We start from the raw sequence: 25,663 nt of genomic DNA, 5'->3' as shown, positions 1-25,663 counted from the left end.
AATGCAATTCATAGATTTAGCTGCGCAATACCAGCACTTAAAAACTAAAATAGATAAGCGTATACAAACAGTGTTAGACCATGGCCATTATATAATGGGGCCAGAAGTACACGAGCTTGAGGACCAGCTTGCAAGCTATGTGGGTGTTAAGCATGCCATTACCTGTGCAAACGGTACAGATGCTTTAACGCTCGCTATGATGGTGTTAGGTATCAAAGAAGGGGATGCCGTTTTTTGCCCAACCTTTACCTTTTTTGCAACGGCAGAAGTAATTGCTTACGAAGGGGCAACACCTGTATTTGTTGATTCTGACAAAGCAACATTCAATATTTGCCCTGTCGATTTAGAGAAGCGTATCCAAGCGACGATTGCTGAGGGTAAATTAACGCCAAAAGCGATTATTGCGGTTGATTTATTTGGCTTACCAGCAAATTACCCCGAGATTCAAAAAATAGCAGATAAGTACAATTTAAAGCTAGTTGAAGACGCGGCGCAAGGGTTTGGTGGTGAAATTGATGGCAAACGAGCTGGTAGCTTTGGCGATATAGCCACTACGAGTTTCTTCCCAGCTAAGCCTTTGGGTTGTTATGGCGATGGTGGTGCTGTTTTTACTAATAATGATGAGTATGCAGAGTTACTAAAATCATACCGCGTACACGGCAAGGGTAAAGATAAATACGATAACATCCGCATTGGTATGAACTCGCGCCTTGATACGATTCAAGCCGCGATATTGCTTGAAAAACTAGCCGAGTTCCCGGTAGAGCTAATTAATCGCAATAGGGCGGCGGATAATTACGAGAAGACTCTGTCAGATAGATATCAAACCCCACAAGTACCAACGGGTTATACAAGCTCATGGGCACAGTATACGCTTGTATCTGCCAATCGTGATGAAGAGATGGCAAAGTATAAAGAGCAAGGTATACCCACCATGATTTATTATGGTACCTGCATGCACGAGCAAACCGCATTTAGCAAGTTAGGTTATCAAGCAGGGGATTTTCCAGTTGCAGAAAAATTGGCTAAATCAGTGTTTAGCTTACCTATGCATGGGTATTTATGATGGTAAATAGCATGATCGCTCAAATTATTATTAAAATAATGAATTGGGCGAGAAGAGAGTCACAAAAGAAACTAATAAGTCAATTTCCAAATATTGACGATAATGTAGTCTTGGGAGTGGATTGCAGGCTCACAGGCCCTAAAAATAATATATATATAGGTGAATATACGTACATAAATGCTGCTCAATTACAGGTTGGAGATAGAAGCACAATAAAAATTGGGTGTGGGTGCGCAATTGGTTATAACGTAAATATTAAAAGTAAAACTCATAGTATGTCAAAACCAACAAGAACCTCCCTTGGTGATATTATTCATGTTGAAAAGGATATAATTATTGGTGATGAATGTTGGATTGGCGATAATGTTTTTATAAAGGAAGGGGTTGTACTGGGTAAAGGTTGCATTGTTGGTGCCAATTCTGTAGTTACTAAATCATTTTCAAATAACACTGTAATAGGTGGTGTTCCTGCTCGAATAATAAAGAAAAATAATGGCTAAAGGGGTTCTTTTTATTTTCTTGGGGTCACTTTTTTCACAGGTAATCCCTTTTCTTGCATTACCAATTCTCTCTAATTTGTATACTCCACTTGAATTTGGTTTTTATTCAACAATTTTAGCTTGGGTGGGGGTATTGTCAGCTGTAGCTTTTCTAAGGTATGAAGTTGCAATTGTAACTGTGGGAAAAGAAAGGCATGCACGTGCAATATTGTATTTTTGTCAAAAATTCAAATTTATCGTTTTTGTGGTAATGGTATTGATTTCTTCAGTTTTATATTTGGTTATTAGAGATGGTTTATTAATTTTTATACCTGTAGCTCTTTACTTTTCAATGAGTTACATCCTGAAGGAAAAGGTCTTAAATCGAGAGCAAGGGTATGGGGTCCTATCTCTAGGTAGAATTATAAAATCTTCAGTAGAATGCTTTGTTTCTCTAGGTTTTGGGTATTTTGCCATCTCAGAATTTGGTTTGGTTTATGGTGTGATTGCTGGCTTTTCAGCGGGAGCATTTTTTTTAGCTTACTCAAGTGAAGTAACAACTAGTTCTTTTAAAAAGGGTTATGTTGCGCAGGTTTTGCAAAGATATTCTGACTTCCCTAAGTATTCAGCACCTCAAGCCTTGTTAAATAATCTCACAACAAACTCTTTAATACTTTTAATACCTTTCTTTTATGGTAGTCATATATTAGGTGTTTTTGCTTTTGGCTATAAAATAGTGCAAGCTCCTCTAGGGATAATTTCAAAAGCCATACAGGTTGTGTTGTATCGCCATATTACAAAGAAAATTAATAATAGAGAAAGTGTATTGAAAGAGCTTTTTGGTTTTATATTTGTGTTGAGCTTTCTATGTATAATTATTGTTTTTTTAATGTATAATTTAGATAAGATTTTCACTTTTTTCTTCGATGAAACTTGGTCTGAAGGTGCTAGATATATCAAAATATTGACGCCCTGGCTTATTGTTTCATTTTTTGGCTCTCAATTTTCCTTTTTCCCAATCGTTCTAGGAGAGCAAAAAAAATCAATGTTCTTTGAATTTTTTTATTTTTTATCAAGAACTCTGCCTTTTTTGATTTTGTGGGTTAGTGGGGAAGATGATTTCGAGCTATTACTATATATGATTTCTTGGATGTCAAGTTCGATTTCTTTTTTTATATTGCTCTGGTACGCGAAACTTTGGTATCAGTATGAAAAATCTTTGGGGATGTAAAGATGTATTTGCAATTCTTGATAGTAATTTCTCCACTTCTGCTCGTAATTGGCATTATTCTTAAAAGTGCTAAAGAACCTAATGGTTCATTTTTTTTAGTATCTTATTTACCAATTTTAATAATAACACAGGCATATTTTTTATTTTTTGACGTTCAGTCTGATTTTTTAATCAATTTGCCATTTTTTGAACGTGAAAATTTATTATATATATATATTGCAAATACGTTTTTTTATGTTTTATTATTTTTTGTTTACTTCTTTTTAAAATCTAAAGAACTAAAAATGACTGATAAAGTTGAGGTGAACTTTTGTCCTCCATATCTATTGGTTGATATCCTTTTAATGATTGGTTTTTTGAACTTTTTATGGAATGTCTATACAGTTTCAGGGTTTGATCTTATTAATTACATTCGAACTATTTCTATTAGGAATGAACAGTTTTCTGATGGTGGAACAACGTTTTTTTACATGTTCTCCATGTTTTCTGGTTTCGTTTATGTTCATATGTATTCAAAAGGGAGTATTAGTCTTATTAAGTTATCTATATGCCTTACTATAATAACGTTGATATTATTTAGTAAAGGGAGGGTAACTAATACTTTGTCATATTATATATGTTTAATTGTTATTTTTTATAAGAGTAAGGATTTTTATTTTTATCGCTTTTTGAAGTATTTTTATTTGTTTTTATTTGTGTTTTTTATCTTCTATTTGTACAGGGTGTATTCAAGTTTTTCATTGAATGGCTTAGAAATGGAGTCCGATAAGCTTTTTGATTTGTTTACATTTTACTTGTTTGATAAGGGTAATACCCCCAATGTTTTAGTTGAGTACTTTATTATGGAGAAATACTATGACGCTAGTGATTCACCTATGCACGGCATATCCATTTTTTCATCGTTAATAAAGTTATTTTCAAATGATACCGCCACCTTCATTCCAAGTTTGTATATCAAGGAAAATTATTTTGGAGATATTTATGGTGGTGCTTTACCACCGACAATGCCTGGAGAAGCAATCTTAAACTTTGGTTTGCTAGGGTTGTTTATTTTTCCTATCTTTCTCGGTTTTTTAGTTTATCTGGTTGATAGAAGATACAAACGCTCATCTAGTTTTTTGGAGCTTGTAATAGTGGCAAATGTAATAGGTTATTTTTTATTTGCCTCTCCAAAAGGTGAGTTTGATAACTTTCCTCTAGTGCAACTAATTATTTTTATAATGTTATATTATTTCTTAGCATTATCGAGCGAAATAGTTAATGTTTTTAGGAGGTAGCAGTTATGCGAGTAGTAATAAATACACCAAATTACCCAAACCCATATAGCGAAGCTAGTTTTGTTTTTGTAAAGCAGCAGGTAAAAGCTTTAAGTAAATTACACAGTGTTACTGTGATTGCAGTCATTCCAGTTTCAATGAAATTATGTCTGAAAAGAAAGTCATTTAAATTTGGGTTTGTTAGATCTGGAGAGTCTCAAGAGCAAATTTTTTTATTTCCTGCCATCCCATATTTAAACAAGTTTAATAAGTTTGTTAGAAATGTGATTCTGCATAAGTTGAATCAATCATTCATAAAGAAAAATTCAGTAGATATTATACATGTGCATAATTCTGATGTATGTGCTAGTGCTTATGAGCTGAAAAGAAAGTACTCTATTCCATATGTGATAACCGAACACTCGACAGCATTTTCTCGTGGACTTGTATGTGAGGAAACTGTAAAAAAATACAAAATGTTTTACAGTTTTTCTGATGCTAATTTTGCAGTAAGTGAGCCGTTTTCAGCTTTACTTAATTCGATTTTTGATATGAATTTTAAGTATATACCTAATGTTGTCGACACAAACAGATTCGTTATCGAAAATGCTGCCTCAACTAAAGGTGATAATAATGTATTTAAGTTTATTAATGTTGGCTTTTTAGATAAGAAAAAAAATCAACTGCAACTGATTAAAGAGTTTAAAGTTGCACTGGCAGCTAAGCCGAATCTTCAACTGACAATCGTTGGAGATGGACCAGAATATAATGCTTTAACCAAATATGTTTTAGATCACAAGTTGGAAAGTAAAGTTTTAATGTATGGTTATGCTAGCCATTCTGAATTGAAGGATTTGTATCGAAGTCATGATTGTTTCATTTTGTCGAGTTTAATTGAGACTTTTGGTGTTGTAATTATTGAAGCTATGAGTGCTGGTTTACCTTCTATTTCGACAAAGTGTGGCGGTCCAGAGTCAATTATTACAAACTCAAAGTTAGGGGTTTTGGTAAACAATAATTCTGAGGGAGAGTTAACTCAAGCAATGTTACAGGTGACATGTATGAAGTTTGATAAAAACTATCTTAGAAACCATTGTTTGAAAACCTATTCATATGAAGCTTTTTCTGAAAAGATGACATCTGAATATACCAAAATAACTAAGAGTTAAATTATAATTATAATTTACATTGTATGTTTCTATTTTTATTGCCGACGGTATGTTTTTGTGCTCAATGTAGATGTTTAATTAATAATGAAGATTTTGTCGTTAGATAAGAGATTTATCAGCAGGTTTTTTATGAAAGAAAAGATAAAAATATGTCATTTGACTTCAGCCCATACTCGGTATGATACACGTATATTTATAAAAATGTGCTGTTCACTTGCCTTTAAAGGTTACAATGTTTCATTAATAGTTGCTGACGGAAAAGGCTTAGAGTCAAAAAGTGGTGTTTCGATTATTGATGTTGGATTTAAGAGTGGTAAGCGCTTAAGCCGAATGACTAATACTGTTTTCAAAGTGTATAAAGCTGCTGTTGACTTAGACGCAGCTATATACCACCTGCACGATCCTGAGTTGTTATTAGTTGCGTTACTTTTAAAGCGTAAAGGTAAAAATGTAGTTTTTGATGCACATGAAGATTTACCAGTTCAAATATTAAGTAAACCGTATTTACATCCTTTTTTTGCAAAAGTAATTTCTAGAATTGCGCATTATTACGAAAGTTATTTATGTAAGAGAGTTGATGCTGTTGTGGCTGCTACTCCCTTTATCCGCGATAAATTTCTAAACATAAACCCTAATACGGTTGATGTTAATAACTATCCTAAAGTTGAAGAGTTTATAAAAATCGATACAGCTAATTTTTCACATCGTGAGTCTTGTTGCTATCTTGGAGGAATTACTAAAGTTAGGGGGATTTATGAGATTGTGGATGCGATGTCGCGAAGTGAAGCTAATGGAAATTTATTGTTAGCTGGCAACTTTCTAGAAAAACAAGTGCAGGATGACGTAGTAAAACTAGAAGGGTGGAATAAGGTTGATGACCTTGGTTGGCTAAATCGTGAGGACATTCAAACTGTTTTAGGGCGTTCTTTTGCTGGTTTAGTTACATTGCATCCGATTGAAAATTATAAAGATGCATTACCGGTTAAAATGTTTGAATATATGGCCTCAGGCATTCCTGTAATAGCCTCAAATATCACATTATGGAAAGACATAGTAATAGGAGATGAGTGCGGTATCTGTGTAGACCCTTACTCAAGTAAAGAAATATCTGATGCTATGAATTATCTTGCTAATAATCTCGAAGTCGCCAAAGCTATGGGGGCTAGAGGGCGTGATGCTGTACTTAAAAAATACAACTGGCAGATTGAAGAAGAGAAATTGTTTCAGCTTTATTCAAAGTTAACTTAGAAATAAGTTTATTGCATGTTTTTGCTTTTGAGCAGTAAGAGATAATTAAGTATTTAATCGGCTGATTTTTATGAAAAAAAAAGTATGGTATATTTCAAAATATGCAAATGTAAATGCTTACGGAGCAGACACTCGACAAGCTAGCTTTTGTAACGAGTTTGCAAAAGCCGGACATAATGTACGGTTGATAACTTCAAATTCATCTCACCTTTATAGTACTTTGCCTGAATTTGAGTCTCGTTATAAAGATATGGAAAACGATGGCTATACAGTCACTTGGGTTAATACTTTAAAATACAGCAAGGCAACGAGCATTAAACGTATTTTAAGTTGGCTTTGGTTTGAGTTTTTTGTGTTGATGATGGCGTCCCGTAAGCAATATGAAAAACCCGATGTAGTTATTGCATCGTCACTGTCAATTTTATCTGTATTGTCTGGCTGTTTTTATAAGTGCTTTTACAACGCTAAGTTTATTTTTGAAGTGCGTGATATTTGGCCGCAAACCCTTATTGAACTAAAAGGGTTTAGTCATAAACATCCATTAATTTGGTTATTGTCAAGAGTTGAAAAGTTAGGTTATAAATACTCAGATTCAATAGTTGGTACAATGCCGGGCCTAAAAGAACATGTTGAAAATGAAGTCGGGCTAGGCAGTAAAGTTGTATCAATTCCGCAAGGTGTTAATTTAGATTTTTATACAGAGAATCAACAAGAGTTAACTTCAGCTTTTATAGAAAATTATATACCTAAAAATAAATTTATAGTTACTTACACAGGTACTATGGGTGATGCTAATGCACTAGAATATGTTGTTAGTGCTGCAAGAGTTATGCAGAGCGAACAGGTAGCTAATGTGCATTTTTTACTCGTAGGTGATGGTTACCTAAAAGATCAGTTAATTGAACAAGCCAAGGGGCTTAATAATATTACCTTTGCGCCAGCAATTAAAAAAGAGCAAGTTCAGCAAGTTCTAAAGCTGTCTAATATCTTGGTTGCATCAGTAAAAAATGAAAAAATATATAAATATGGTATTTCATTAAATAAATTTATTGATTATATGTATGCTAAGAAGCCAGTTATCTGTATGTTTTCAGGCTATCCATCCATGATTAATGAAGCGAACTGTGGCGAGTTTACTCCTGCAGAAGATGTACAATCATTTGTAGAGGCTATTAAAAAATACCAAGAAATGAGTGTAACTGAACTTAATACACTTGGTGAAAATGGGCATCGATTTTTAGTCGAGCAGCGTGTTTTTTCGACATTAGGGAATAAGTTTATGGAGTTATTTAAATGAAGCGTATCTTTGACTTTTTAATTGCCTTGTGTGCAATACTCACTTTACTCCCTGTAATTGTTATTGTTGCTGTACTTATTCGTTTTAAATTGGGCTCGCCTATTTTATTTACCCAAGACCGACCTGGTTTGAATGGTAAAACTTTTAAAATGATGAAGTTTAGAACCATGCTTGATGCTAAAGACAAGTTCGGAAATTTACTGCCTGATAATGAGCGAATGACTAAGTTTGGTGCCTTTTTACGCTCCACTAGCCTCGACGAGTTACCTGGGCTATTTAATGTACTCATGGGCGATATGAGTTTGGTGGGACCTAGGCCATTGTTAGTGCAATATCTACCACTTTATAGTACCGAGCAAGCTCGCCGCCATAATGTGCGCCCCGGTATAACAGGGTGGGCACAAGTAAATGGGCGTAATGCCATTAGCTGGGAAGATAAATTTAAGCTTGATGTATGGTATGTTGATAATCAAAGTTTTTGGCTCGATATAAAAATACTGTTTTTAACGATTAAAAAAGTATTTATTCGAGAAGGTATCAGTGCAGACGGTCATGTAACTATAGAGCCTTTTAAAGGCAGTAAAAATGACTAATACAAAGCCAGTAGTTGCTATTTTAGGAGCAAGCGGGCACGGTAAAGTGGTTGCCGATTTAGCTGAGCAGCTTGGTTACGCAGTTAGCTTTTATGATGACTCATTCCCAAAAAAAACAGCGCTTGAGCATTGGAATATTGTTGGTACTTTCTCAGATTTATTATTATGTGACTCATCACATTGTGAGGTGCTCATCGCTATTGGTAATAACGAAGTTCGCAAACAAAAATGTGATGAGTTAATACAGCGCGGCTTTTCTTTGGCCACATTAGTACACCCTACTGCAACAGTAAGCCAATACGCTAAAATAGCTGCGGGTACTGTTGTATTGGCTGGCGCAGCTATTAATGCCTTTGCTGAAATTGGCAGTGGTTGCATAATAAATACATCAGCAGTTATTGAGCACGATACTAAAATAGGCGAGTATTCGCATATTTGTCCAAATACAGCGCTAGCTGGAGCAGTTAAAATTGGTAAATGCTGTTGGATTGGTATTGGTAGCCAGATCATTCAATTAATATCAGTAGGTGATTACACCTTAGTGGGTGCAGGTAGTGTAGTTGTTAAAAGTTTACCTGCAAATGTAACTGCTTTTGGTTCGCCAGCAGTCGTAGTTAAAAGCGATAAAAAGAGTTAATAATCGCTCTTAGATGGATTTAATTTAAAATGTTAAACACCCCTTTTTCTCCTTGGCCTAGTTTTACACAAGAAGAGGCCGATGCGGTCAGCCGCGTTATTTTATCGAATAAAGTTAATTATTGGACAGGCACTGAATGTCGTGAGTTTGAAAAAGAATTTGCGACATGGGCCAACAGTGAATACGCAATTGCTTTGGGTAATGGAACATTAGCGCTTGATCTTGCTTTAAAAGCATTAGGTGTAGGCCAAGGCGACGAAGTAATTACCACTCCGCGTACATTTTTAGCTTCGGCTAGTAGCATTGTAACTGCGGGTGCAGCTCCTGTATTTGCCGACGTTGACTTAAATAGCCAAGCTATTACTGCACAAAGCATTAAGGCAGTATTAACGCCAAAAACTAAAGCAGTTATTGTTGTTCACTTAGCGGGTATGCCAGCCGAAATGGATGAAATAATGGCATTAAGCGCTGAGCATGGTTTTTATGTAATAGAAGATTGTGCTCAAGCGCACGGTGCTAAATACAAAGGTAAATCGGTTGGTAGTATTGGTCATGTAGGTGCGTGGAGTTTTTGCCAAGATAAAATTATGACCACGGGTGGCGAAGGTGGCATGGTTACCACAAACACTAAAGAGTTATGGAGTAAAATGTGGAGCTATAAAGATCATGGTAAAAGCTTCGATGCAATATATAACCGAGAGCACCCACCAGGTTTTAGATGGCTGCACGAAAGCTTTGGCACTAACTGGCGAATGACCGAAATGCAAGCTGTTCTTGGCCGTATTCAGTTAACACGTATGAGCGATTGGACCGCCAAACGCCAAGCCTATGGCACTGAGTTAGACAACGTAGCAGCTAACTTTAACTGTATTCGCTTAGTTGATGTGCCAGAGTATTGTGAGCATGCAGAGTACAAGCATTATATGTTTGTTAAACCTGAACAGTTGGCCGAAGGTTGGGATCGTGATCGTATAGTGAACGAAATAGTCGCGCGTGGTGTACCTTGTTTTCAAGGCAGTTGCTCAGAGGTATACCTTGAGAAAGCCTTTGATAACACACCATGGCGGCCTGAAAAGCGTTTACCAAACGCTGTAGAACTAGGCGAAACTTCAATCATGTTTTTAGTACACCCCACACTTACCACTGATGAAATCGCACAGTCAGTGCAAGTTTTAAAAGACGTGTTTGAGCTGGCGAGTAAGTAATGTCACTTTAGTTATTTTTGTGTTGTCATTGGGGGCTGGGCGTTTTGCTGTATTGCCGAGCCTTCAATGTTTAAATAAATTGAGAATATAAAACTAATAATTGCTTGGAGCGCTGTTCCTTAAAGAGAAAGTTTGGCGTTAAGTGGCACAAGTTAAGTAATTTTATTTTATAAAAATCAGTAGCTAATGATATTGTATTAGTTTGGTGGCTAGATTCATTTGGTTCAGCTATAATTCATGAAAATTTAACAACTGTTAAGCAGCCAGTCAGCTTAGGTTGGTATGTTAATCGGCAAAAACAAGACAGGGAACTTGTTGTGGATAATATTATTCGCTCTATTTTAAACTCTTCGCGTGCAACTAAGCGCATTATTACTCTTTTTATCGATTCGCTATTTATAATATCAGCGTTTTGGCTTGCGTTAATAGTAAGGCTCGATAGCATTGCACCGCTTAGTAAAACAGACAACTGGATGTTGCTTTTACTACTTGTGCCAACTGCACTGTTTATTTTTATTAATTTAGGCTTGTACCGTGCAGTACTGCGTTATATGAACTCGCAAGCTTTATGGGCAATTGTAATTGGCACCCTTATTAGCACGATTGCTTTGGTACTTTTTGCTTTTTTTATTGGTGTAGAAATACCCCGTACTATGCCGTTTATTTTTGCTTGGCTGTGCTTACTTACAGTGGGCGGAGCACGTATTGTTGTACGTGCGATGATTGGTAAATTAACAACAGCAAATAAAGAGTCGGTTGTTATTTATGGTGCGGGTTCGTCGGGCCGACAATTAGCTACAGCTTTAGGCGCAGGGCCAGAGTACTTTGTACGTGCATTTATAGACGACGACGAAACAAAGCAGGGCTCTATTATTCAAGGTATTCCTGTTATTGCCTTTAAAGATATTTACGACCTAATTAACAGAGGTAAAGTAAGTAAGGTTTTACTAGCAATGCCTAGTGAGAGTAGAGCGCGTCGTAAACAAATTTTAGCGCAGCTTGAGCCGCTTTCTATTAAGGTGCTTTCTATTCCAGGTATGGCCGATGTAATAGAGGGTAAAGCTAAGCTTTCTGAGTTTAGAGATGTTGAAATAGAAGACCTATTAGGTCGCGATTGTGTTGCACCAAAGGCGCATTTATTGGCCGCTAATATTAAAAATAAAGTGGTTATGGTAACGGGGGCCGGTGGTTCAATAGGGTCAGAGTTATGCCGCCAAATAGTAAAGCAAAAACCAACTAAGCTTGTGTTGTTTGAGTTAAGTGAGTTTGGTTTATATTCAATAGAAAAAGAATTAGCAGAGTATATCGCTAATAATCAACTTAATGTTGAACTAATTCCAATTATGGGCTCTGTACAGCGCATTAACCGAATTGAAACAGTAATGATAGCGTTTGGTGTACAAACTGTTTATCACGCGGCAGCTTATAAGCATGTACCTTTAGTTGAACACAATGTTGTTGAAGGTGTACGCAATAATGTTTTTGGTACTTATTACACGGCTAAAGCTGCTGTAAATGCCAAAGTTGAAACCTTTGTGCTTATATCTACCGATAAAGCAGTGCGCCCTACTAATGTTATGGGGGCTACAAAGCGTATGGCAGAGCTATGTTTGCAAGGTTTGGCCCAAAATAAAGGTAAAAACCATAACACGCGGTTTTGTATGGTAAGGTTTGGTAATGTTTTAGGCTCAAGTGGCTCGGTAGTACCATTGTTTCGTAGGCAAATACGTGAAGGCGGCCCAATAACGTTAACTCATCAAGATATTACTCGTTTTTTTATGACCATCCCCGAGGCCGCACAACTTGTTATACAAGCAGGTGCTATGGGCAAAGGGGGCGATGTATTTGTACTTGATATGGGCGAGTCGGTAAAAATTATCGATTTAGCCACAAAAATGATTCGTTTATCTGGCTTTGAAGTAAAAGATAAAAACAACCCGCATGGTGATATAGAAATAGTGTGTACAGGCCTTCGCCCAGGTGAAAAGCTGTTTGAAGAGCTATTAATTGGTGACAATGTAGGCGAAACCTCGCATGAGCGCATTATGACTGCGAATGAAGTTATGCTGCCTCTAGCAGAGCTTAATGTGTTTTTAGAGGCGCTTGATATCGCTTGTCATAACTTTGATCACGAAACCATAAGACAATTATTGTTAGACGCACCAACCGGCTTTAATCCGACCGATGGTATTTGTGACCTGGTTTGGAATGCTAAACAAACAACAAGTCATAATATCAATGACTTTGCAGAGCAAGGCAAGGTAGTTAATTTAAAAAATTAACAAAGTATATTTGATGTTTTTTTAAAAAAAGGTTGCTACGTAAACGCGCCATGCAAGCATAACGCCTACGGTTTAATGTAGGCGTGAAATTTATTTCGCGCGAAAAGGGTTGTAGGCAACGATTTACGAGAGGCGAGCTAGTACAGCTAAATCGAGAAGGCTGTTTTATGCCGCTGTAAAGGTTTGCTTTTTCGGCGTTAAAACGCCTCCCACTGTGTGATGCGTTTTACTTGTAGGAGGCGTTTTAGCCGCGAATTTTTAAAGAGAAGTTGCAGCGAAAACGCGCCATGCATGCATAATGCCCACTGTTTTTGTCGGTTGCTCTTTGAATTTTATTATTCCAAAATAATATTGTTCGCATCTCGTACCCTAACAATCATTCATTTTATATCAAGCTTAAAACTGTTAATTTCAATTTAAATAGAATTAAATTCAAACAAGGACTTACTATGAAAGCCGTTATTCCTGTTGCAGGGCTGGGCACTCGCATGCTGCCAATGACTAAGGCTATTCCAAAGGAAATGCTGCCATTAGTAGATAAACCGCTCATTCAATATATTGTGAATGAATGTGTGGCTGCAGGCATTAAAGACATTGTACTCGTAACGCATAGTTCTAAAAATGCCATTGAAAACCATTTTGATACCAGCTTTGAGCTTGAAGCAACACTCGAAAAACGTGTAAAACGTACCCTACTTGATGAAGTACGTTCTATTTGCCCTGAAGATGTAACCATTATGCATGTACGCCAAGGCGAAGCTAAAGGGTTGGGCCATGCAGTAATGTGTGCTAAACCGATTGTTGGTGATAACGACTTTGTGGTTGTATTGCCCGATGTTATTTTAGATGCGTATACGGCAGATCAAAAAAACGAGAATATTGCTGCGATGATCAAGCGTTTTAAAGCGGTTAAAGCAAGCCAAATTATGCTTGAACCTGTTGCCTTTGATGATGTGAGCAAATACGGTATTGCCGACATAAACGGTGTAAAAATTAAAGCGGGCGAAAGCGCCCCTATTAAAACCATGGTTGAAAAGCCAAAAGCTGAAGATGCGCCTTCTAACTTAGCGGTTGTTGGTCGTTATGTATTGTCGAAAGCTATTTGGCCACTACTGGCTAAAACCCCCGCTGGTGCGGGCGGCGAAGTTCAGCTAACTGATGCGATCGACGAGCTAATGAAACACGAAATTGTTGAGGCTTTTCATATGAGCGGCCGCGCACATGACTGTGGTGATAAACTGGGCTACTTAAAAGCCATTGTTGAATACAGTATGCGTGATGAGAAATTAGGCGCTGAATTCACTGATTTTGTGACGCAAATGGTCAACCCTACAGAAAGGCACCTTAAAGCGGTTTAACAAAAAGATTTCAAATATAAGAAGTTAGATATTAGATTTCAGAAGTCAGATCACACAACACATTTAGTGGTTAGAAGTTAGTTAATAGCTTTTAACCACTTGCTTTATCCTCCCCCTAAACAAAATCTTGTTCAACTCGCAACTCGCAACTCGCAACTCGCAACTCGCAACTCGCAACTCGTCACTATTTAATTCGTACTATCTTCTTGTTTTTTGATTCTAATGTTATATTTACTTTAATTAAGGATTTTATAATTTTAACTCGGACTCACCTATGCCTAAATTTAATACCTTGTTTTTAAGCTGTGCTGCTGCATTAAGCTTACCGGCTGCTGCAGATGACATTAAAGTGTATCAATCATTCTCTGGTTACACAGGTTTAATAAACACCCCTAATGCAAAGGTGCAATTAAAAGGCACTGCCGATATTGGTTTTAATAATCAGTTAGATTTTTTTGGGCGGGAATATGTAGATGGCCATAACTTTATATTTTCTGCTGGGCTATTTGATGGCTTAGAAGTCAGTGGTCAAATAGCATCAAGTACAATGCACGATAATACCTATTCAATCGAAGGGCGTGGGCAAATTCGTGATTTATCATTTAACGCTAAGTATCAATTACCTTATATTCCAAAAAACTGGTTTAGTGTGGCTGTAGGCGCTAAAGATATAGGTGGTGCAGCCAATAACTACGAAACCTATTATGTAGTGGCATCAAAAGAGTTATGGGATTTTAGATTCAGTGCAGGTGTTGGCCGCAGTGACCGCCGCACAGGTGAAATGGACGGTGCCTTTGCGGGAATTGAGTGGCAACCACTCGAGTGGTTTAGTGTATTAACCGAGTACGATGCCGAAGCAGTAAATGCAGCTGCACGTATTACAGTACCTAAAAAGTGGCTTTACGAAATTGGTGAGCTTACTTTTACCAGCCGTTTTTACAGCAGTACCGATTTTTCTGAAGAAAAAGACACCTATTGGGGTGTTAACTTTAGCCTACCATTGTCTGATGAAGCTAAAAGTAATTATAAACCTGTTGAACCAGCGCCATATGTTGCACCGGTTAGCACTAAGCCAATGGCTAAAGTGAATGACCATGGTGTAGGGTTTATTCATACTGCCATGGCTCCAGAACTTGCAGAACAACCTAAGGCATTAACGCTTGCTAATATTAATAAAGCACCTAAAGAGCTGTCTAATGCAAATTTAGGTGACCAAGTTCAGCAATTAAAAGATGCTTTATTAAATGACGGCTTTGAAAATGTGGTAGTTGGTTTTAACACCAGTACAATTTTTATTAATTTTGAGACTCGGTATTTAACCGCAACAACGTAGACGCGATAGGTGTTGTACTTGGTCGCATTACAGAAAATGTTAGTATTGAAAACAAGCACTTTAGTGTTCAATTATCTAAGTCGGATTTACCACTAATCGCCATTCAGGGAAATATTGATAACTACCGTGCCTTTATAGAGCGTGGAATAAGCCCTGACTTAAATATTCAACATGGTCGAGCGAGTATCCCAGAGGGGGTTGTGTGGGCAGGTAAAGCACAAGCAAGCCCATACTTTAAGCCTCGTTTAACTGTAAGCCCTGTGCTTTCATCAACATATGCTACTGAGTTTGGTGTTTTTGATTACTCGGTAGGTGCACGTGCAACACTTGATATACCGCTTTGGAAAGGAGCGGGTATTAATGTGGCTGCGCAAACTATCATTGAAGAAAGCGACGACTTTGAAGACCGTAAAGTATTTGATAATTACAGCCTTGACGAAGGCATTGTAAATGCAAGTTTGTATCAAACCTTTGCGTTACCGTTTGGTTTTTATAACCAAACGCAAATAGGTTTTTATAAAGATTATTTTGATTACAAAGCGATTATTAACGAAACAGCATGGCTCAGCCCTGAAGGTCGCCATAAAGTAAGTGCAAAATTAGGCTATTTTGATTTTGCTGATTACAGAGCGACTCGCGAGTATCAAACGCTTTCTTATCAATACAACTGGGTAGAACACGATATTACTTTACACGCCACCGGCGGTAATTATTTTTACGAAGACAGTGGCTATAAGCTAGAAAGCCGTTTTTGGTTTGGTGACAGCTACGTAGGTGTATATTATCAAGATACTGAATCGCAAAAAATAGGTGTCGCAATTAGCATTCCGCTTACTCCACGTAAAGACATGAATGTCACGCGTTATGGTCAGTTAAAAGGCCAAGCTGCGTGGCGTACTTCTGTTGGCACACGTATCGGTAATGATGTAAATACCCTGGTATTTAATGAAGCTTATGCGCCTACATCATCAATCACACTCGATAATACGGTGTTTAATAAGGGCCGCTTAAATGCAAGCTACATTTACAACAACCTAGCGCGCATGAAAGAAGCGTATGAGAGTTATAAATAACGACCTTTAGAAGCTAGATATTAGAAGTTAGTGGTTAGAGCCACTAGCTTCTAGTCTTTTATCAAAGCGTTGTTTTAGGCCCGTTAGCATTGCACCTAACTCTTTTGTTTTTTTGATCCAAAGTTGTGCTTCATCTCGGTTTATATAGCCTATTTCTATACCAATATAAATTTGTGTTCTTGCTTCAGCAAGAGAAGCTCTCGCAATATCGATAAATCGACTTTTTTCTTTAAAACTTTCGCGACTAACCCCCTCTGCAATATTGCTAGGTACAGACAAACCTGAACGCGTTAACTGGTCTCGAAAGCCAAAATCTTTAATCTTAGTTGTTGATTTATAAATATCTGCACTTAACCGTGCCGAACGTTTCCATACATCTAAGTTTTCAAAATTCATAACAAATTCCTTGTGCTATTTTAATCTAGTTTCTAACCTCTAACCTCTAACCTCTAACCTCTAACCTCTAACCTCTAACCTCTAACCTCTAACCTCTAACTTCTAACTTCTAACTTCTAACTTCTAACTTCTAACTTCTAACTTCTAATTTCTAATTTCTAATTTCTAACCACTATTTCTATTCCTATTTCTTTTCCTAAAGCCTGTTCGAGTTTTTCTGCTAATGTCTGTTTTGCTTGTTCATCGCCATGAACGATTTTAATTAAACGGGGTTTTTTACGCATACCGGTTACAAACTTAATTAATCCGGTTTGATCTGCGTGGGCGCTGTAGCCGCTAATTGTGTGGATTTGTGCGTTTATGGTTACTTTTTCGTTATTTATAAATACATAACCATTGCGTGGGCCATAGGTTTGAATATCGCGCCCAAGAGTTCCTTGTCCTTGGTAGCCTACAAAAATGACATCGGTTGTTTTGTCTGGCAAAAAGCGAGCTAGATAATTCACAATTCTGCCACCGCTGCACATGCCACTTGCTGCAATAATAATGGCAGGCTGTTGTTTAGAATCTAAAAAGTTAATAAGTGCTTGGTGCTCTTGGTGAGTGTCGATGGTATGTAACTGGCTAAAATCGAGCGGATGGCGGCCTTGGTTTATTCTTTTTTTAGCTTCGTCGTCCCACAGTTCTTTAAAGTGCAGGTACTCAGTCGTGAAATTTGCCGCCATGGGTGAATCTACAATAATTTGTAGTGTATGCCACATGGAGCGTTTACTCGCGGCATGAATAATCTGTTCAAGCTCGTATAGGAGCTCTTGCGTTCGGCCAATACTAAAGGCAGGTATAAGCACCACTCCGTTGTCGCTTACAGCTCGCTCAATAACCTTTTTAAGCATTGTTACTCGCTCTTTTCTGCCCTGATGGTTTTTATCGCCGTAGGTTGATTCAATAACGAGAGTATCAGCTTTATAAGGTGGCTTAGGAGTAGGTAACAGTGGTGTATAGGGGGCGCCTAAATCACCAGAAAAAACGACGCGATGTGTATTTGGTTTACTGCCAAGTTCAATTTCAATATAAGCTGAGCCTAAAATATGCCCAGCACGCTGCAAACGAAACTTTGTTTTTAGCTGTAAGTCATCGAGAACATGCCACTGATTAAAATCAATCGCAATAATTTGTCGTTTAAGTAATTTAAGGCAAGTGCGGATCATGCTTTCATCGCGGGTGACGCCTACTTTTAAAGCATCTTCAATCACCATGGGCAGGAGTTTAGCACTTGCCAAAGAGGTATAAATAGGCCCTCTGAAACCTGCTGCGAGTAGGTATGGAATACGACCAACATGATCAATGTGGCAATGGGTAACAAGAAGCCCCTTTAATGTTGAAATATCAAATTCGATATTAAGATCGTGTTTGCTTTCTTCTCCCTGAAACAAACCACAATCAACAAGTAAAGAAGCCGAGTCGTTTATGAATAGCTGGTGGCATGAGCCAGTTACGCCGTTCACCGCTCCATGGTGTTTTATATGCATAATATACCTTCGGTATTAATGGGGTAGTTTTCAGCATAGAGGTTATTGGTTGTTAGAGCAACGGATGATAAGGCATAGGTAACCATAACGAGCAACGAGTAACGAGATGCGAGCTAAACCGTGAAGGATGTTTTATACCACTGAACAGGTTTGCTTTTTCGGCGTTAAAACGCCTCCCACATGTGTGATGTGTATCACTTGTAGGAGGGGCTTTAGCCGTGAAAGGGTTATAGTAACGAGTTACGAGTTACGAAGTACGAGATGCGAGCTAGTACAGCTAAATCGTGAAGGTTGTTTAATACCGCTGAACAGGTTTGCTTTTTCGGCATTAAAACACCTCCCACATGTGTAATGTGTATCACTTGTAGGAGGGGCTTTAGCCGTGAAAGGGGTGTAAGCAACGAGTTACGAGAAGCGAGATGCGAGATGCGAGCTAAACCGTGAAGGATGTTTAATACCGCTGAAAAGGTTTGCTTTTTCGGCGTTAAAACGCCTCCTACGTGAGAGATGTGTATCTTTTGTAGGCGTGAAATTTATTTCGCGTGAAAGGGTTATAAGCAGCGAGTTACGAAAAGCGAGATGCGAGCTAATGTAGGCGTGAAATTTATTTCGCGCGAAAGGGTTGTAAGCAACGAGCTGCGAGAAGCGAGATGCGATCTAAACCGTGAAGGATGTTTAATACCACTGAACAGGTTTGCTTTTTTGGCGTTAAAACACCTCCCACATGTGTAATGTGTATCACTTGTAGGAGGGGCTTTAGCCGTGAAAGGGTTATAAGCAACGAGCTGCGAAAAGCGAGATGCGAGCTAATGTAGGCGTGAAATTTATTTCGCGCGAAGATGGCTAACCTCTAACCTCTAACCTCTAACCTCTAACCTCTACTTCAGTTCATCCCTTATTTATCTCTAAAATCGCTTTAAGGGTATGCTCTTTGGCGAGAATATCGCGGTATAGGGCAAACTGGTTGCGGGCACGTTCTAGGTTATGGTGTGCGTGCTTGGTGGCAAAGTAGTTATCACCATCGATAAAGTCGGTTAAAAAGCGCAGGCCAATCATAAAGGTCATGACTTTTGTACCAAGCCAAAAGCTTTCTTTTTCGGCGTCGGTAATAACCTCTTTTAACGGTTCTACATAACCTTTTACGATAGCGGCGAAGATCTCTTCGCGAACGCGCACGTTGTTTAAATTCGTAGAGTCTTCTTGCTCTGGTGAGCAGAATGTACGCACCATGTCACCAAAATCAAACAACCAGTAGCCTGGCATGCAGGTATCTAGGTCGATAACGGCTTTGGCATCATCTGACTGCTTACAAAAAAGCATGTTGTTTATTTTCGTGTCGTTATGGCAAGGTCTAAGTGGAATTTTACCTTCAAGCTCTTTTAGCTCATCGACTAGCGTATATTGGTTTAAGCAAAAATCAATATCGCTTTGGCAAAGCGCAACTCTGCTTGCTGGGTCATGTTCGACGACCTTTTTGAAAGCATCAAAACGCATCGCTAAATTATGAAAATTAGGAATGACATGATGCAGCTGGTCAGCTTCAAAGTCTTGCAATGCTAGAGCGAATTGTCCAAATGCATTGGCTGCAGTTTGTGCCTGCGAAATCGTTGCAACAACATCTTCGCTGTAACTGCCGCCAATAAATTCGAGTGCACGCCACACACCGTGATCGTACTCAACCAAAAAGTCATTTTTTATTGTGGGTACATGGCGAATAATGTCTAAATCATACTCACCTTTTTGGTGTTTTTCTGTTAAATGCTGTTCAATCAAACGTGCATTTTCGACCAGTTGCTCTGGGTGTGGAAACACATCGGTATTGAGCTTTTGCACAACTAGCGCATGTTCGTCCGTTTTTAAAAGCATTGTGGTGTTGATGTGGCCGTTGCCAATTGGTTTTAGACTTACATCCACTTTGTTTAGGCCAAAACATTCAGATAAATGCGCTGCAACTGGGTTAGACTTCATAGGAAATTCACTTTTAATTTGCATTTGAACAGGTGTGCTTGTCGTTAGTTCGTCCGTGATGTAATTCATAAAGCTTTTTTGAAACCTTTTCTAGCTCTGATCTGTAAGTAACACCATACCAAGCAGATTGAGCCTGGTAGACAGCCACTGATTGAAATGTGTTTTTGATTGCTTTTTGGATTTGGTCAGGCAAATAATACTCTTTTGTGACACCGTTGTCATTATCTTCTAGAAACTCAGAAAAACCACTCTCTAAATACTCAAAAATACGCGGTGTAATTCCCCAAAAGCTCATTGAGCCTAGTGCATCATTTGCTATTTCGCACTGTTCACCGTGTGGGTTATTGCCATAAAGCGTGTTGTTCTCACGTTTTATATCTAAATACTCGACCACATCGATAAGATAACCTTGCTGATCTACTTTACATACCCCCCGGTTAACGCCACCTTGCTTTGAAAGCGTGTCTTTAATTGGGTAGCCAACCATTGCCCACTGCGAATTGTATTTAAAATGTTCTGCGATAATCTCGAATGATGAAGCACCGTAATAATCATCGGCGGTGATAACTATAGCAGGGTTATGAACAAACGGTTTTGCACATAAAAGTGCGTGGCCTGTACCCCAAGGTTTAGTGCGCGTTGTGGCTAGAGAGCTAAATTTAGTGGGTATCGATGTGATTTCTTGTTCTACGAGCACAATGTCGAGTGATTTAGGTAAGCGAGGTAAAATGGTGGCCTCGAACTCTGCACGTATTTTTTTATTAATCACGATGACAACTTGGCTTACCCCCGCGTTTACTGCATCGGCAATGCTGAGTTCCATAATGGTACAACCAAGGCCTGGGATCTCAGCAATTTGCTTATTTCCACCAAAACGGCTACCAAGCCCGCCCGCCAATACGATTAAAGTTAGAGAGTGTTGTGTCATTGCGCATTCAGAGTGAAAAAACAAAGGAAAAGTTTACCAGAAATATTTACGGCGTAGGAGGGGCTTGAACCGTGAAATTATAAGTAACGAGTTACGAGAAGCGAGATGCGAGCTAAATTGAGCTGGTTGTTTAATGTCACTGAACAGGTTTGCTTTTTCGGCGTTAAAACGCCTCCTACGTGTGTAGTGTGTATCACTTGTAGGAAGGGCTTTAGCCGTGAAAGGGGTGTAAGCAACGAAGTACGAGAAGCGAGATGCGAGCTAGTACAGCTAAATCGAGAAGGTTAATTAATACCGCTGAAAAGGTTTGCTTTTTCGGCGTTAAAACGCCTCCCACGTGTGAGATGAGTGTCACTTGTAGGAAGGGCTTTAGCCGTGAATTTTAAAAGAGACGTTGCTGCGCAAACGCGCCATGCAAGCATAACGCCTACGGTTTAATGTAGGCGTGAAATTTATTTCGCGCGAAGGGGTTATAAGCAACGAGTTACGAGAAGCGAGATGCGAGCTAAACCGAGATGGTTGTTTAATGTCGCTGAAAAGGTTTGCTTTTTCGGCGTTAAAACACCTCCCACGTGTGTGATGTGTATCACTTGTAGGAAGGGCTTTAGCCGTGAATCTTATAAAAGATGTTGCTGCGCAAACGCGCCATGCAAGCATAACGCCTACGGTTTAATGTAGGCGTGAAATTTATTTCGCGCGAAGGTGCTTTACAGCTCGCAGCTCGTATCTCGGTTCTCGCATCTTGTTATTCTCGCTTTACCTTGGCGGTCGGTGGTATATTCTCTTTGGTAGGTAATAAAACCGTTTAGGTAGATAATTATGGCAAAAGATAGATACGCGCCAAAAGCGCTTGGCGATATTATGGCTGGCTTGAGTGGCCGTCTTGCGTCGTATGCTGGAAAAACGCAAGGTCTTTCGAGCCAACAAGCTATTCTTGATGAGTTTTTAGGGGAAATACTGTCTAAAAAATGCCGCGTAAGTAACTATCGTGATGGTACGTTAATGATCGAAGCTGTTTCTGCGCCTATTGCGCTGCGTTTAAATTATTTAAAAATGGATATGCTTTCGCACTTTCGTGCTGCGGGTATGGCAGAGCTCGGGCAAATTAAAATAACAGCGAATCCGCAAGCAACCCAACGTTTATCAGCCTCACCAAAACACGACAATAAACCCGTTTCTAAGCGCCAAATGAGCGAGCAAACAGCTGATTACTTAACGGCTATCGCCGCTGATGCACCGCCATCACTGAAAGAAAAACTTGAGCGCTTGGCATTGCACGGGCGAAAGAAGTAACTTGTAGGCGTGAAATTTATTTCGCGCGAAGGTTTATAATAGAAGTTAGAAGTTAGAAGTTAGAAGTTAGAAGTTAGATATTAGAAGTTAGATATTAGAAGTTAGATATTAGAAGTTAGATATTAGAAGTTAGATCACGCAGCTTGCTTGAGGTTAAAGAGGATTTATTTTGTTCTAACCACTAACCACTAACCACTAACCACTAACCACTAACCACTAACCACTAACCACTAACCACTAACCACTAACCAAATCGCCTTTTTTCACCCCACATCTTGATTTTATTTCGAATGTCGCCATATCTATCGGGTGGTTTAATTTTCGTGTTTTTTTGCGGGGTTAAACTAAAGTTTACGGCTGATTTTTAAATTTTCTTGCTGAAATTCCATATCTTCACGCTGAGATGGTTTGATGTTGCGCAGACTCTGGTATGATAGCGCACGAAATAAGCGGTGTTTTGAACAGCGTACAGATAAATTGTTAATTAATATGCTCTACATCATAAGCATAAGCGCATATTAATTATCAATTGTAGAAAGTGGGTTAGCTAACGAGTAGCTAACAAAGAATATATTGTAACGGTTTTATCATGATATCTAATTTATTTACCAAGATTTTTGGTAGTCGCAATGACCGCACTATTAAAAACCTAAGAAAGACGGTCGCACTGATCAATGCGCTTGAAACGCAATTAGAAGCGCTTTCTGATGAAGATCTAAAAGCAAAAACAGCAGAATTTAGAGAGCGTTACGATAACGGACAAAGCCTAGATGATATTCTACCAGAAGCATTTGCTGTGGTACGTGAAGCATCTAAGCGTGTAAATGGCATGCGTCATTTCGACGTACAGCTACTAGGTGGTATGGTATTACACCAAGGCCGTATCGCAGAAATGCGTACCGGTGAAGGTAAAACACTAACAGCAACATTGCCTGCATACCTACGTGGTTTAACGGGTAAAGGTGTTCATGTTATTACCGTGAACGACTACCTTGCAAAGCGTGACGCAGAAACCAACCGCCCATTATTTGAATTCCTTGGCCTAACCGTAGGCTGTAATGTGCCAGGCATGATGCCACAGCAAAAGAAAGTGGCTTACAGCGCCGACATTACTTACGGTACAAATAACGAATTTGGCTTTGATTATCTTCGCGATAACATGGCATTTAGCATTGACGAGCGTGTTCAACGCCCACTTTACTATGCTGTAGTGGATGAGGTGGATTCAATCCTAATCGATGAAGCGCGTACGCCGCTTATTATCTCAGGCCCGGCTGAAGACAGCTCTGAGCTTTACATCGAAATCAACAAGATTGTGCCAGAACTTGAGCTGCAAGAAAAAGAAGACGAAGAAGGCGTTGAAGGCGACGGCGACTTTACTATCGATGAAAAGTCTAAGCAGGTTCATTTAACTGAGCGTGGCCAAATTAAGGTTGAAGAACTACTGATTGAGCGTGGCTTAATCGAAGAAGGTGATTCACTTTATTCAGCTTCAAGTATCACATTATTAAGCCATGTTTACGCAGCACTGCGTGCGCATAAGCTTTATCAAAAAGATGTTGATTACGTTGTTAAAGAAAACGAAGTAATTATCGTTGATGAGCACACAGGCCGTACAATGGAAGGCCGTCGTTGGTCAGAAGGCTTACACCAAGCTGTTGAAGCAAAAGAAGGTGTACGCATTCAAAACGAAAACCAAACATTGGCATCAATCACATTCCAAAACTACTTCCGTTTATACGACACGTTAGCGGGTATGACGGGTACAGCAGACACAGAAGCGTTTGAGTTCCAGTCTATTTATGGTTTAGACACGGTTGTAATGCCAACTAATAAACCGATGATCCGTGATGACCGTGCCGATCTTGTGTATTTAACACAAGAAGAAAAGTACGAAGCCATCCTTGCCGATATTAAAGACTGTCAAGAACGTGGTCAGCCAGTACTTGTGGGTACTATTTCTATCGAAAGTTCTGAGTACTTATCGCAATTCTTACGTAAAGAAAAAATTAAGCACAATGTACTTAATGCTAAATTCCACGCGCAAGAAGCCGACATTGTTGCTGACGCGGGCTTACCTGGCACAGTAACGATTGCCACTAACATGGCCGGTCGTGGTACCGATATCGTGTTAGGTGGTAACTGGCACAGCGAAATTGAAAAGCTAGAAAACCCAACTGATGAGCAAATCAAAACGATTAAAGAAGAGTGGCAAAAGCGCCATGATGCAGTAATCGAAGCTGGTGGTTTACACATCATTGGTACTGAGCGTCACGAGTCGCGCCGTATCGATAACCAGTTACGTGGTCGTTCTGGTCGTCAAGGTGACGCAGGTTCGAGCCGTTTCTACTTATCAATGGATGATGCGTTAATGCGTATCTTCGCAGGTGAGCGCATGACTAACATGATGCGTAAACTGGGCATGCAACGTGGCGAAGCAATTGAGCACCCTTGGGTTAACCGTGCAATCGAAAACGCACAACGTAAAGTTGAAGCGCGTAACTTCGACGTACGTAAACAACTTCTTGAGTACGATGATGTTGCAAACGACCAACGTCGCGTAGTTTACTCGCAGCGTAACGAACTACTTGAAGAAGGCGATATTTCAGAAACTATCACTGCAATCCGCAGCGATGTTCTTAATGGCATGATTGACCAATACATTGCACCGCAAAGCTTAGCGGAAATGTGGGATATTCCAGGCCTTGAAGAACGCTTAAAGCAAGATTTCTTAATTGAACTGCCAATTTCACAATGGCTAGCTGAAGACAGTAAACTTTACGAAGAAAAACTGCGTGAGCGTATCGAAGAAGCCGTTGAGCAAGCATACAAGCAAAAAGAAGAGATGGTGGGCGATTCAGTACTACGTCAATTCGAAAAAGCGATTATGCTACAAAGCCTAGACCAACACTGGAAAGATCACTTGGCTGCAATGGATCATCTTCGTCAAGGTATCCACTTACGTGGTTATGCACAGAAGAATCCGAAGCAAGAGTACAAGCGTGAATCATTCGAGCTATTCTCTGAAATGCTTGAAAACTTAAAAATCGACGTAGTGAGTATTTTAAGTAAGGTTCAAGTACGTGCAGAAGAAGATGTTGAAAAGGTAGAAGAGCAACATCGTCGTAGCGAAAATGCACCACGTGAATACCAACACGAAGAAGCTGAGCACATTGGCGGCGAAACGCCACAAGGTGCTGTAGTTAGCCACCGTGCAGAGCCTAAAGTAGGCCGTAATGAGCCGTGCCCATGTGGTTCAGGTCAAAAGTTTAAACAGTGTTGTGGTAAATTAAAGTAACCAAAACACTGGGATAAAAAGCGA

The 25,663-nt window shown here is 39.0% G+C and carries 20 protein-coding genes; 16 read left to right on the top strand and 4 right to left on the bottom strand.

Annotation, left to right across the window (positions count from 1 at the left end; genetic code table 11):
- The first annotated feature begins 1 nt into the window (after position 1).
- The 14 genes from IT970_RS14275 (at position 2) to IT970_RS16055 (ending at position 16,227) form a co-directional block, all read left to right on the top strand.
- Positions 2 to 1,066, top strand: a complete 1,065-nt coding sequence (locus IT970_RS14275; RefSeq protein ID WP_196857445.1) for a DegT/DnrJ/EryC1/StrS family aminotransferase — start codon at positions 2 to 4, stop codon at positions 1,064 to 1,066.
- Between the two features lie 11 nt (positions 1,067 to 1,077).
- Positions 1,078 to 1,566 (top strand): acyltransferase, encoded by a 489-nt coding sequence (locus tag IT970_RS16110; RefSeq protein WP_269216515.1) that lies wholly within the window; start codon positions 1,078 to 1,080, stop codon positions 1,564 to 1,566.
- Positions 1,559 to 2,776, top strand: coding sequence for a lipopolysaccharide biosynthesis protein (locus IT970_RS14265; protein WP_196857443.1), 1,218 nt, complete (start codon positions 1,559 to 1,561; stop codon positions 2,774 to 2,776). The genes IT970_RS16110 and IT970_RS14265 overlap by 8 nt, the downstream gene beginning before the upstream one ends.
- Before the next feature lie 2 nt (positions 2,777 to 2,778).
- Positions 2,779 to 4,053 carry an O-antigen polymerase gene (locus IT970_RS14260; protein WP_196857442.1) on the top strand — a complete coding sequence of 425 codons (1,275 nt, stop codon included), beginning with the start codon at positions 2,779 to 2,781 and terminating at the stop codon, positions 4,051 to 4,053.
- Between the two features lie 5 nt (positions 4,054 to 4,058).
- On the top strand, positions 4,059 to 5,201 hold the full coding sequence (locus tag IT970_RS14255) for a glycosyltransferase (protein WP_196857441.1): 1,143 nt from the start codon (positions 4,059 to 4,061) through the stop codon (positions 5,199 to 5,201).
- A gap of 129 nt (positions 5,202 to 5,330) precedes the next feature.
- Positions 5,331 to 6,449 carry a glycosyltransferase family 4 protein gene (locus IT970_RS14250; protein ID WP_196857440.1) on the top strand — a complete coding sequence of 373 codons (1,119 nt, stop codon included), beginning with the start codon at positions 5,331 to 5,333 and terminating at the stop codon, positions 6,447 to 6,449.
- 70 nt (positions 6,450 to 6,519) lie between these two features.
- On the top strand, positions 6,520 to 7,746 hold the full coding sequence (locus tag IT970_RS14245) for a glycosyltransferase family 4 protein (RefSeq protein ID WP_196857439.1): 1,227 nt from the start codon (positions 6,520 to 6,522) through the stop codon (positions 7,744 to 7,746).
- Positions 7,743 to 8,339 (top strand): sugar transferase, encoded by a 597-nt coding sequence (locus IT970_RS14240; protein ID WP_196857438.1) that lies wholly within the window; start codon positions 7,743 to 7,745, stop codon positions 8,337 to 8,339. Before IT970_RS14245 ends, IT970_RS14240 begins: the two co-directional genes overlap by 4 nt.
- Positions 8,332 to 8,976, top strand: coding sequence for an acetyltransferase (locus IT970_RS14235; protein ID WP_196857437.1), 645 nt, complete (start codon positions 8,332 to 8,334; stop codon positions 8,974 to 8,976). The genes IT970_RS14240 and IT970_RS14235 overlap by 8 nt, the downstream gene beginning before the upstream one ends.
- A gap of 29 nt (positions 8,977 to 9,005) precedes the next feature.
- Positions 9,006 to 10,181, top strand: a complete 1,176-nt coding sequence (locus IT970_RS14230; protein WP_196857436.1) for a DegT/DnrJ/EryC1/StrS family aminotransferase — start codon at positions 9,006 to 9,008, stop codon at positions 10,179 to 10,181.
- Positions 10,182 to 10,498: 317 nt separating this feature from the next.
- The gene (locus tag IT970_RS14225; protein ID WP_196857435.1) at positions 10,499 to 12,463 is read left to right on the top strand and encodes a polysaccharide biosynthesis protein; all 1,965 of its coding nucleotides are present in this window, start codon (positions 10,499 to 10,501) and stop codon (positions 12,461 to 12,463) included.
- 449 nt (positions 12,464 to 12,912) lie between these two features.
- A complete protein-coding gene (galU, locus tag IT970_RS14220) occupies positions 12,913 to 13,821 on the top strand; it encodes a UTP--glucose-1-phosphate uridylyltransferase GalU (protein ID WP_196857434.1) in 909 nt (302 codons plus the stop codon).
- Positions 13,822 to 14,095: 274 nt separating this feature from the next.
- Positions 14,096 to 15,154: a YjbH domain-containing protein gene (locus IT970_RS16060; RefSeq protein ID WP_231387290.1), complete on the top strand. Its 1,059-nt coding sequence runs from the start codon at positions 14,096 to 14,098 to the stop codon at positions 15,152 to 15,154.
- 200 nt (positions 15,155 to 15,354) lie between these two features.
- Positions 15,355 to 16,227, top strand: coding sequence for a hypothetical protein (locus IT970_RS16055; protein ID WP_231387289.1), 873 nt, complete (start codon positions 15,355 to 15,357; stop codon positions 16,225 to 16,227).
- A gap of 27 nt (positions 16,228 to 16,254) precedes the next feature.
- On the opposite strand, the gene IT970_RS14210 is transcribed toward IT970_RS16055, so the two are convergent.
- From IT970_RS14210 to IT970_RS14195, 4 genes are all read right to left on the bottom strand, one after another.
- The gene (locus IT970_RS14210; protein ID WP_196857433.1) at positions 16,255 to 16,623 is read right to left on the bottom strand and encodes a four helix bundle protein; all 369 of its coding nucleotides are present in this window, start codon (positions 16,621 to 16,623) and stop codon (positions 16,255 to 16,257) included.
- A 158-nt stretch (positions 16,624 to 16,781) separates the two neighbouring features.
- Positions 16,782 to 18,152: an MBL fold metallo-hydrolase RNA specificity domain-containing protein gene (locus tag IT970_RS14205; RefSeq protein ID WP_196857432.1), complete on the bottom strand. Its 1,371-nt coding sequence runs from the start codon at positions 18,150 to 18,152 to the stop codon at positions 16,782 to 16,784.
- Positions 18,153 to 19,040: 888 nt separating this feature from the next.
- The gene (locus tag IT970_RS14200; protein WP_196857801.1) at positions 19,041 to 20,120 is read right to left on the bottom strand and encodes a phosphotransferase enzyme family protein; all 1,080 of its coding nucleotides are present in this window, start codon (positions 20,118 to 20,120) and stop codon (positions 19,041 to 19,043) included.
- A gap of 13 nt (positions 20,121 to 20,133) precedes the next feature.
- Positions 20,134 to 21,048, bottom strand: coding sequence for an NTP transferase domain-containing protein (locus tag IT970_RS14195; RefSeq protein ID WP_196857431.1), 915 nt, complete (start codon positions 21,046 to 21,048; stop codon positions 20,134 to 20,136).
- 819 nt (positions 21,049 to 21,867) lie between these two features.
- Here IT970_RS14195 and IT970_RS14190 point away from each other — a divergent pair.
- A complete protein-coding gene (locus IT970_RS14190; RefSeq protein WP_036973240.1) occupies positions 21,868 to 22,341 on the top strand; it encodes a DUF721 domain-containing protein in 474 nt (157 codons plus the stop codon).
- A 589-nt stretch (positions 22,342 to 22,930) separates the two neighbouring features.
- The gene (gene secA, locus IT970_RS14185; RefSeq protein ID WP_036973239.1) at positions 22,931 to 25,639 is read left to right on the top strand and encodes a preprotein translocase subunit SecA; all 2,709 of its coding nucleotides are present in this window, start codon (positions 22,931 to 22,933) and stop codon (positions 25,637 to 25,639) included.
- Positions 25,640 to 25,663: the final 24 nt, after the last annotated feature.

The sequence above is a fragment of the Pseudoalteromonas sp. A41-2 genome (assembly GCF_015767615.1).
Taxonomy (GTDB): domain Bacteria; phylum Pseudomonadota; class Gammaproteobacteria; order Enterobacterales; family Alteromonadaceae; genus Pseudoalteromonas; species Pseudoalteromonas lipolytica.
Note: the sequence above shows the minus strand (reverse complement) of the source record. Positions and strands in the feature narration are given on the sequence as shown.

Bases quoted from the DNA above. Each gene is read 5' to 3' on its own strand.
- IT970_RS14200 (WP_196857801.1), bottom strand. From the start codon at position 20,120: ATGAAGTCTAACCCAGTTGCAGCGCATTTATCTGAATGTTTTGGCCTA.
- IT970_RS14240 (WP_196857438.1), top strand. From the start codon at position 7,743: ATGAAGCGTATCTTTGACTTTTTAATTGCCTTGTGTGCAATACTCACT.
- IT970_RS14235 (WP_196857437.1), top strand. From the start codon at position 8,332: ATGACTAATACAAAGCCAGTAGTTGCTATTTTAGGAGCAAGCGGGCAC.
- IT970_RS14195 (WP_196857431.1), bottom strand. From the start codon at position 21,048: ATGACACAACACTCTCTAACTTTAATCGTATTGGCGGGCGGGCTTGGT.
- IT970_RS14275 (WP_196857445.1), top strand. From the start codon at position 2: ATGCAATTCATAGATTTAGCTGCGCAATACCAGCACTTAAAAACTAAA.
- IT970_RS16060 (WP_231387290.1), top strand. From the start codon at position 14,096: ATGCCTAAATTTAATACCTTGTTTTTAAGCTGTGCTGCTGCATTAAGC.
- IT970_RS14205 (WP_196857432.1), bottom strand. From the start codon at position 18,152: ATGCATATAAAACACCATGGAGCGGTGAACGGCGTAACTGGCTCATGC.
- IT970_RS14265 (WP_196857443.1), top strand. From the start codon at position 1,559: ATGGCTAAAGGGGTTCTTTTTATTTTCTTGGGGTCACTTTTTTCACAG.
- IT970_RS14190 (WP_036973240.1), top strand. From the start codon at position 21,868: ATGGCAAAAGATAGATACGCGCCAAAAGCGCTTGGCGATATTATGGCT.
- IT970_RS14255 (WP_196857441.1), top strand. From the start codon at position 4,059: ATGCGAGTAGTAATAAATACACCAAATTACCCAAACCCATATAGCGAA.
- galU (WP_196857434.1), top strand. From the start codon at position 12,913: ATGAAAGCCGTTATTCCTGTTGCAGGGCTGGGCACTCGCATGCTGCCA.
- IT970_RS14210 (WP_196857433.1), bottom strand. From the start codon at position 16,623: ATGAATTTTGAAAACTTAGATGTATGGAAACGTTCGGCACGGTTAAGT.
- IT970_RS14250 (WP_196857440.1), top strand. From the start codon at position 5,331: ATGAAAGAAAAGATAAAAATATGTCATTTGACTTCAGCCCATACTCGG.
- IT970_RS14230 (WP_196857436.1), top strand. From the start codon at position 9,006: ATGTTAAACACCCCTTTTTCTCCTTGGCCTAGTTTTACACAAGAAGAG.
- secA (WP_036973239.1), top strand. From the start codon at position 22,931: ATGATATCTAATTTATTTACCAAGATTTTTGGTAGTCGCAATGACCGC.
- IT970_RS16110 (WP_269216515.1), top strand. From the start codon at position 1,078: ATGATCGCTCAAATTATTATTAAAATAATGAATTGGGCGAGAAGAGAG.
- IT970_RS14260 (WP_196857442.1), top strand. From the start codon at position 2,779: ATGTATTTGCAATTCTTGATAGTAATTTCTCCACTTCTGCTCGTAATT.
- IT970_RS14245 (WP_196857439.1), top strand. From the start codon at position 6,520: ATGAAAAAAAAAGTATGGTATATTTCAAAATATGCAAATGTAAATGCT.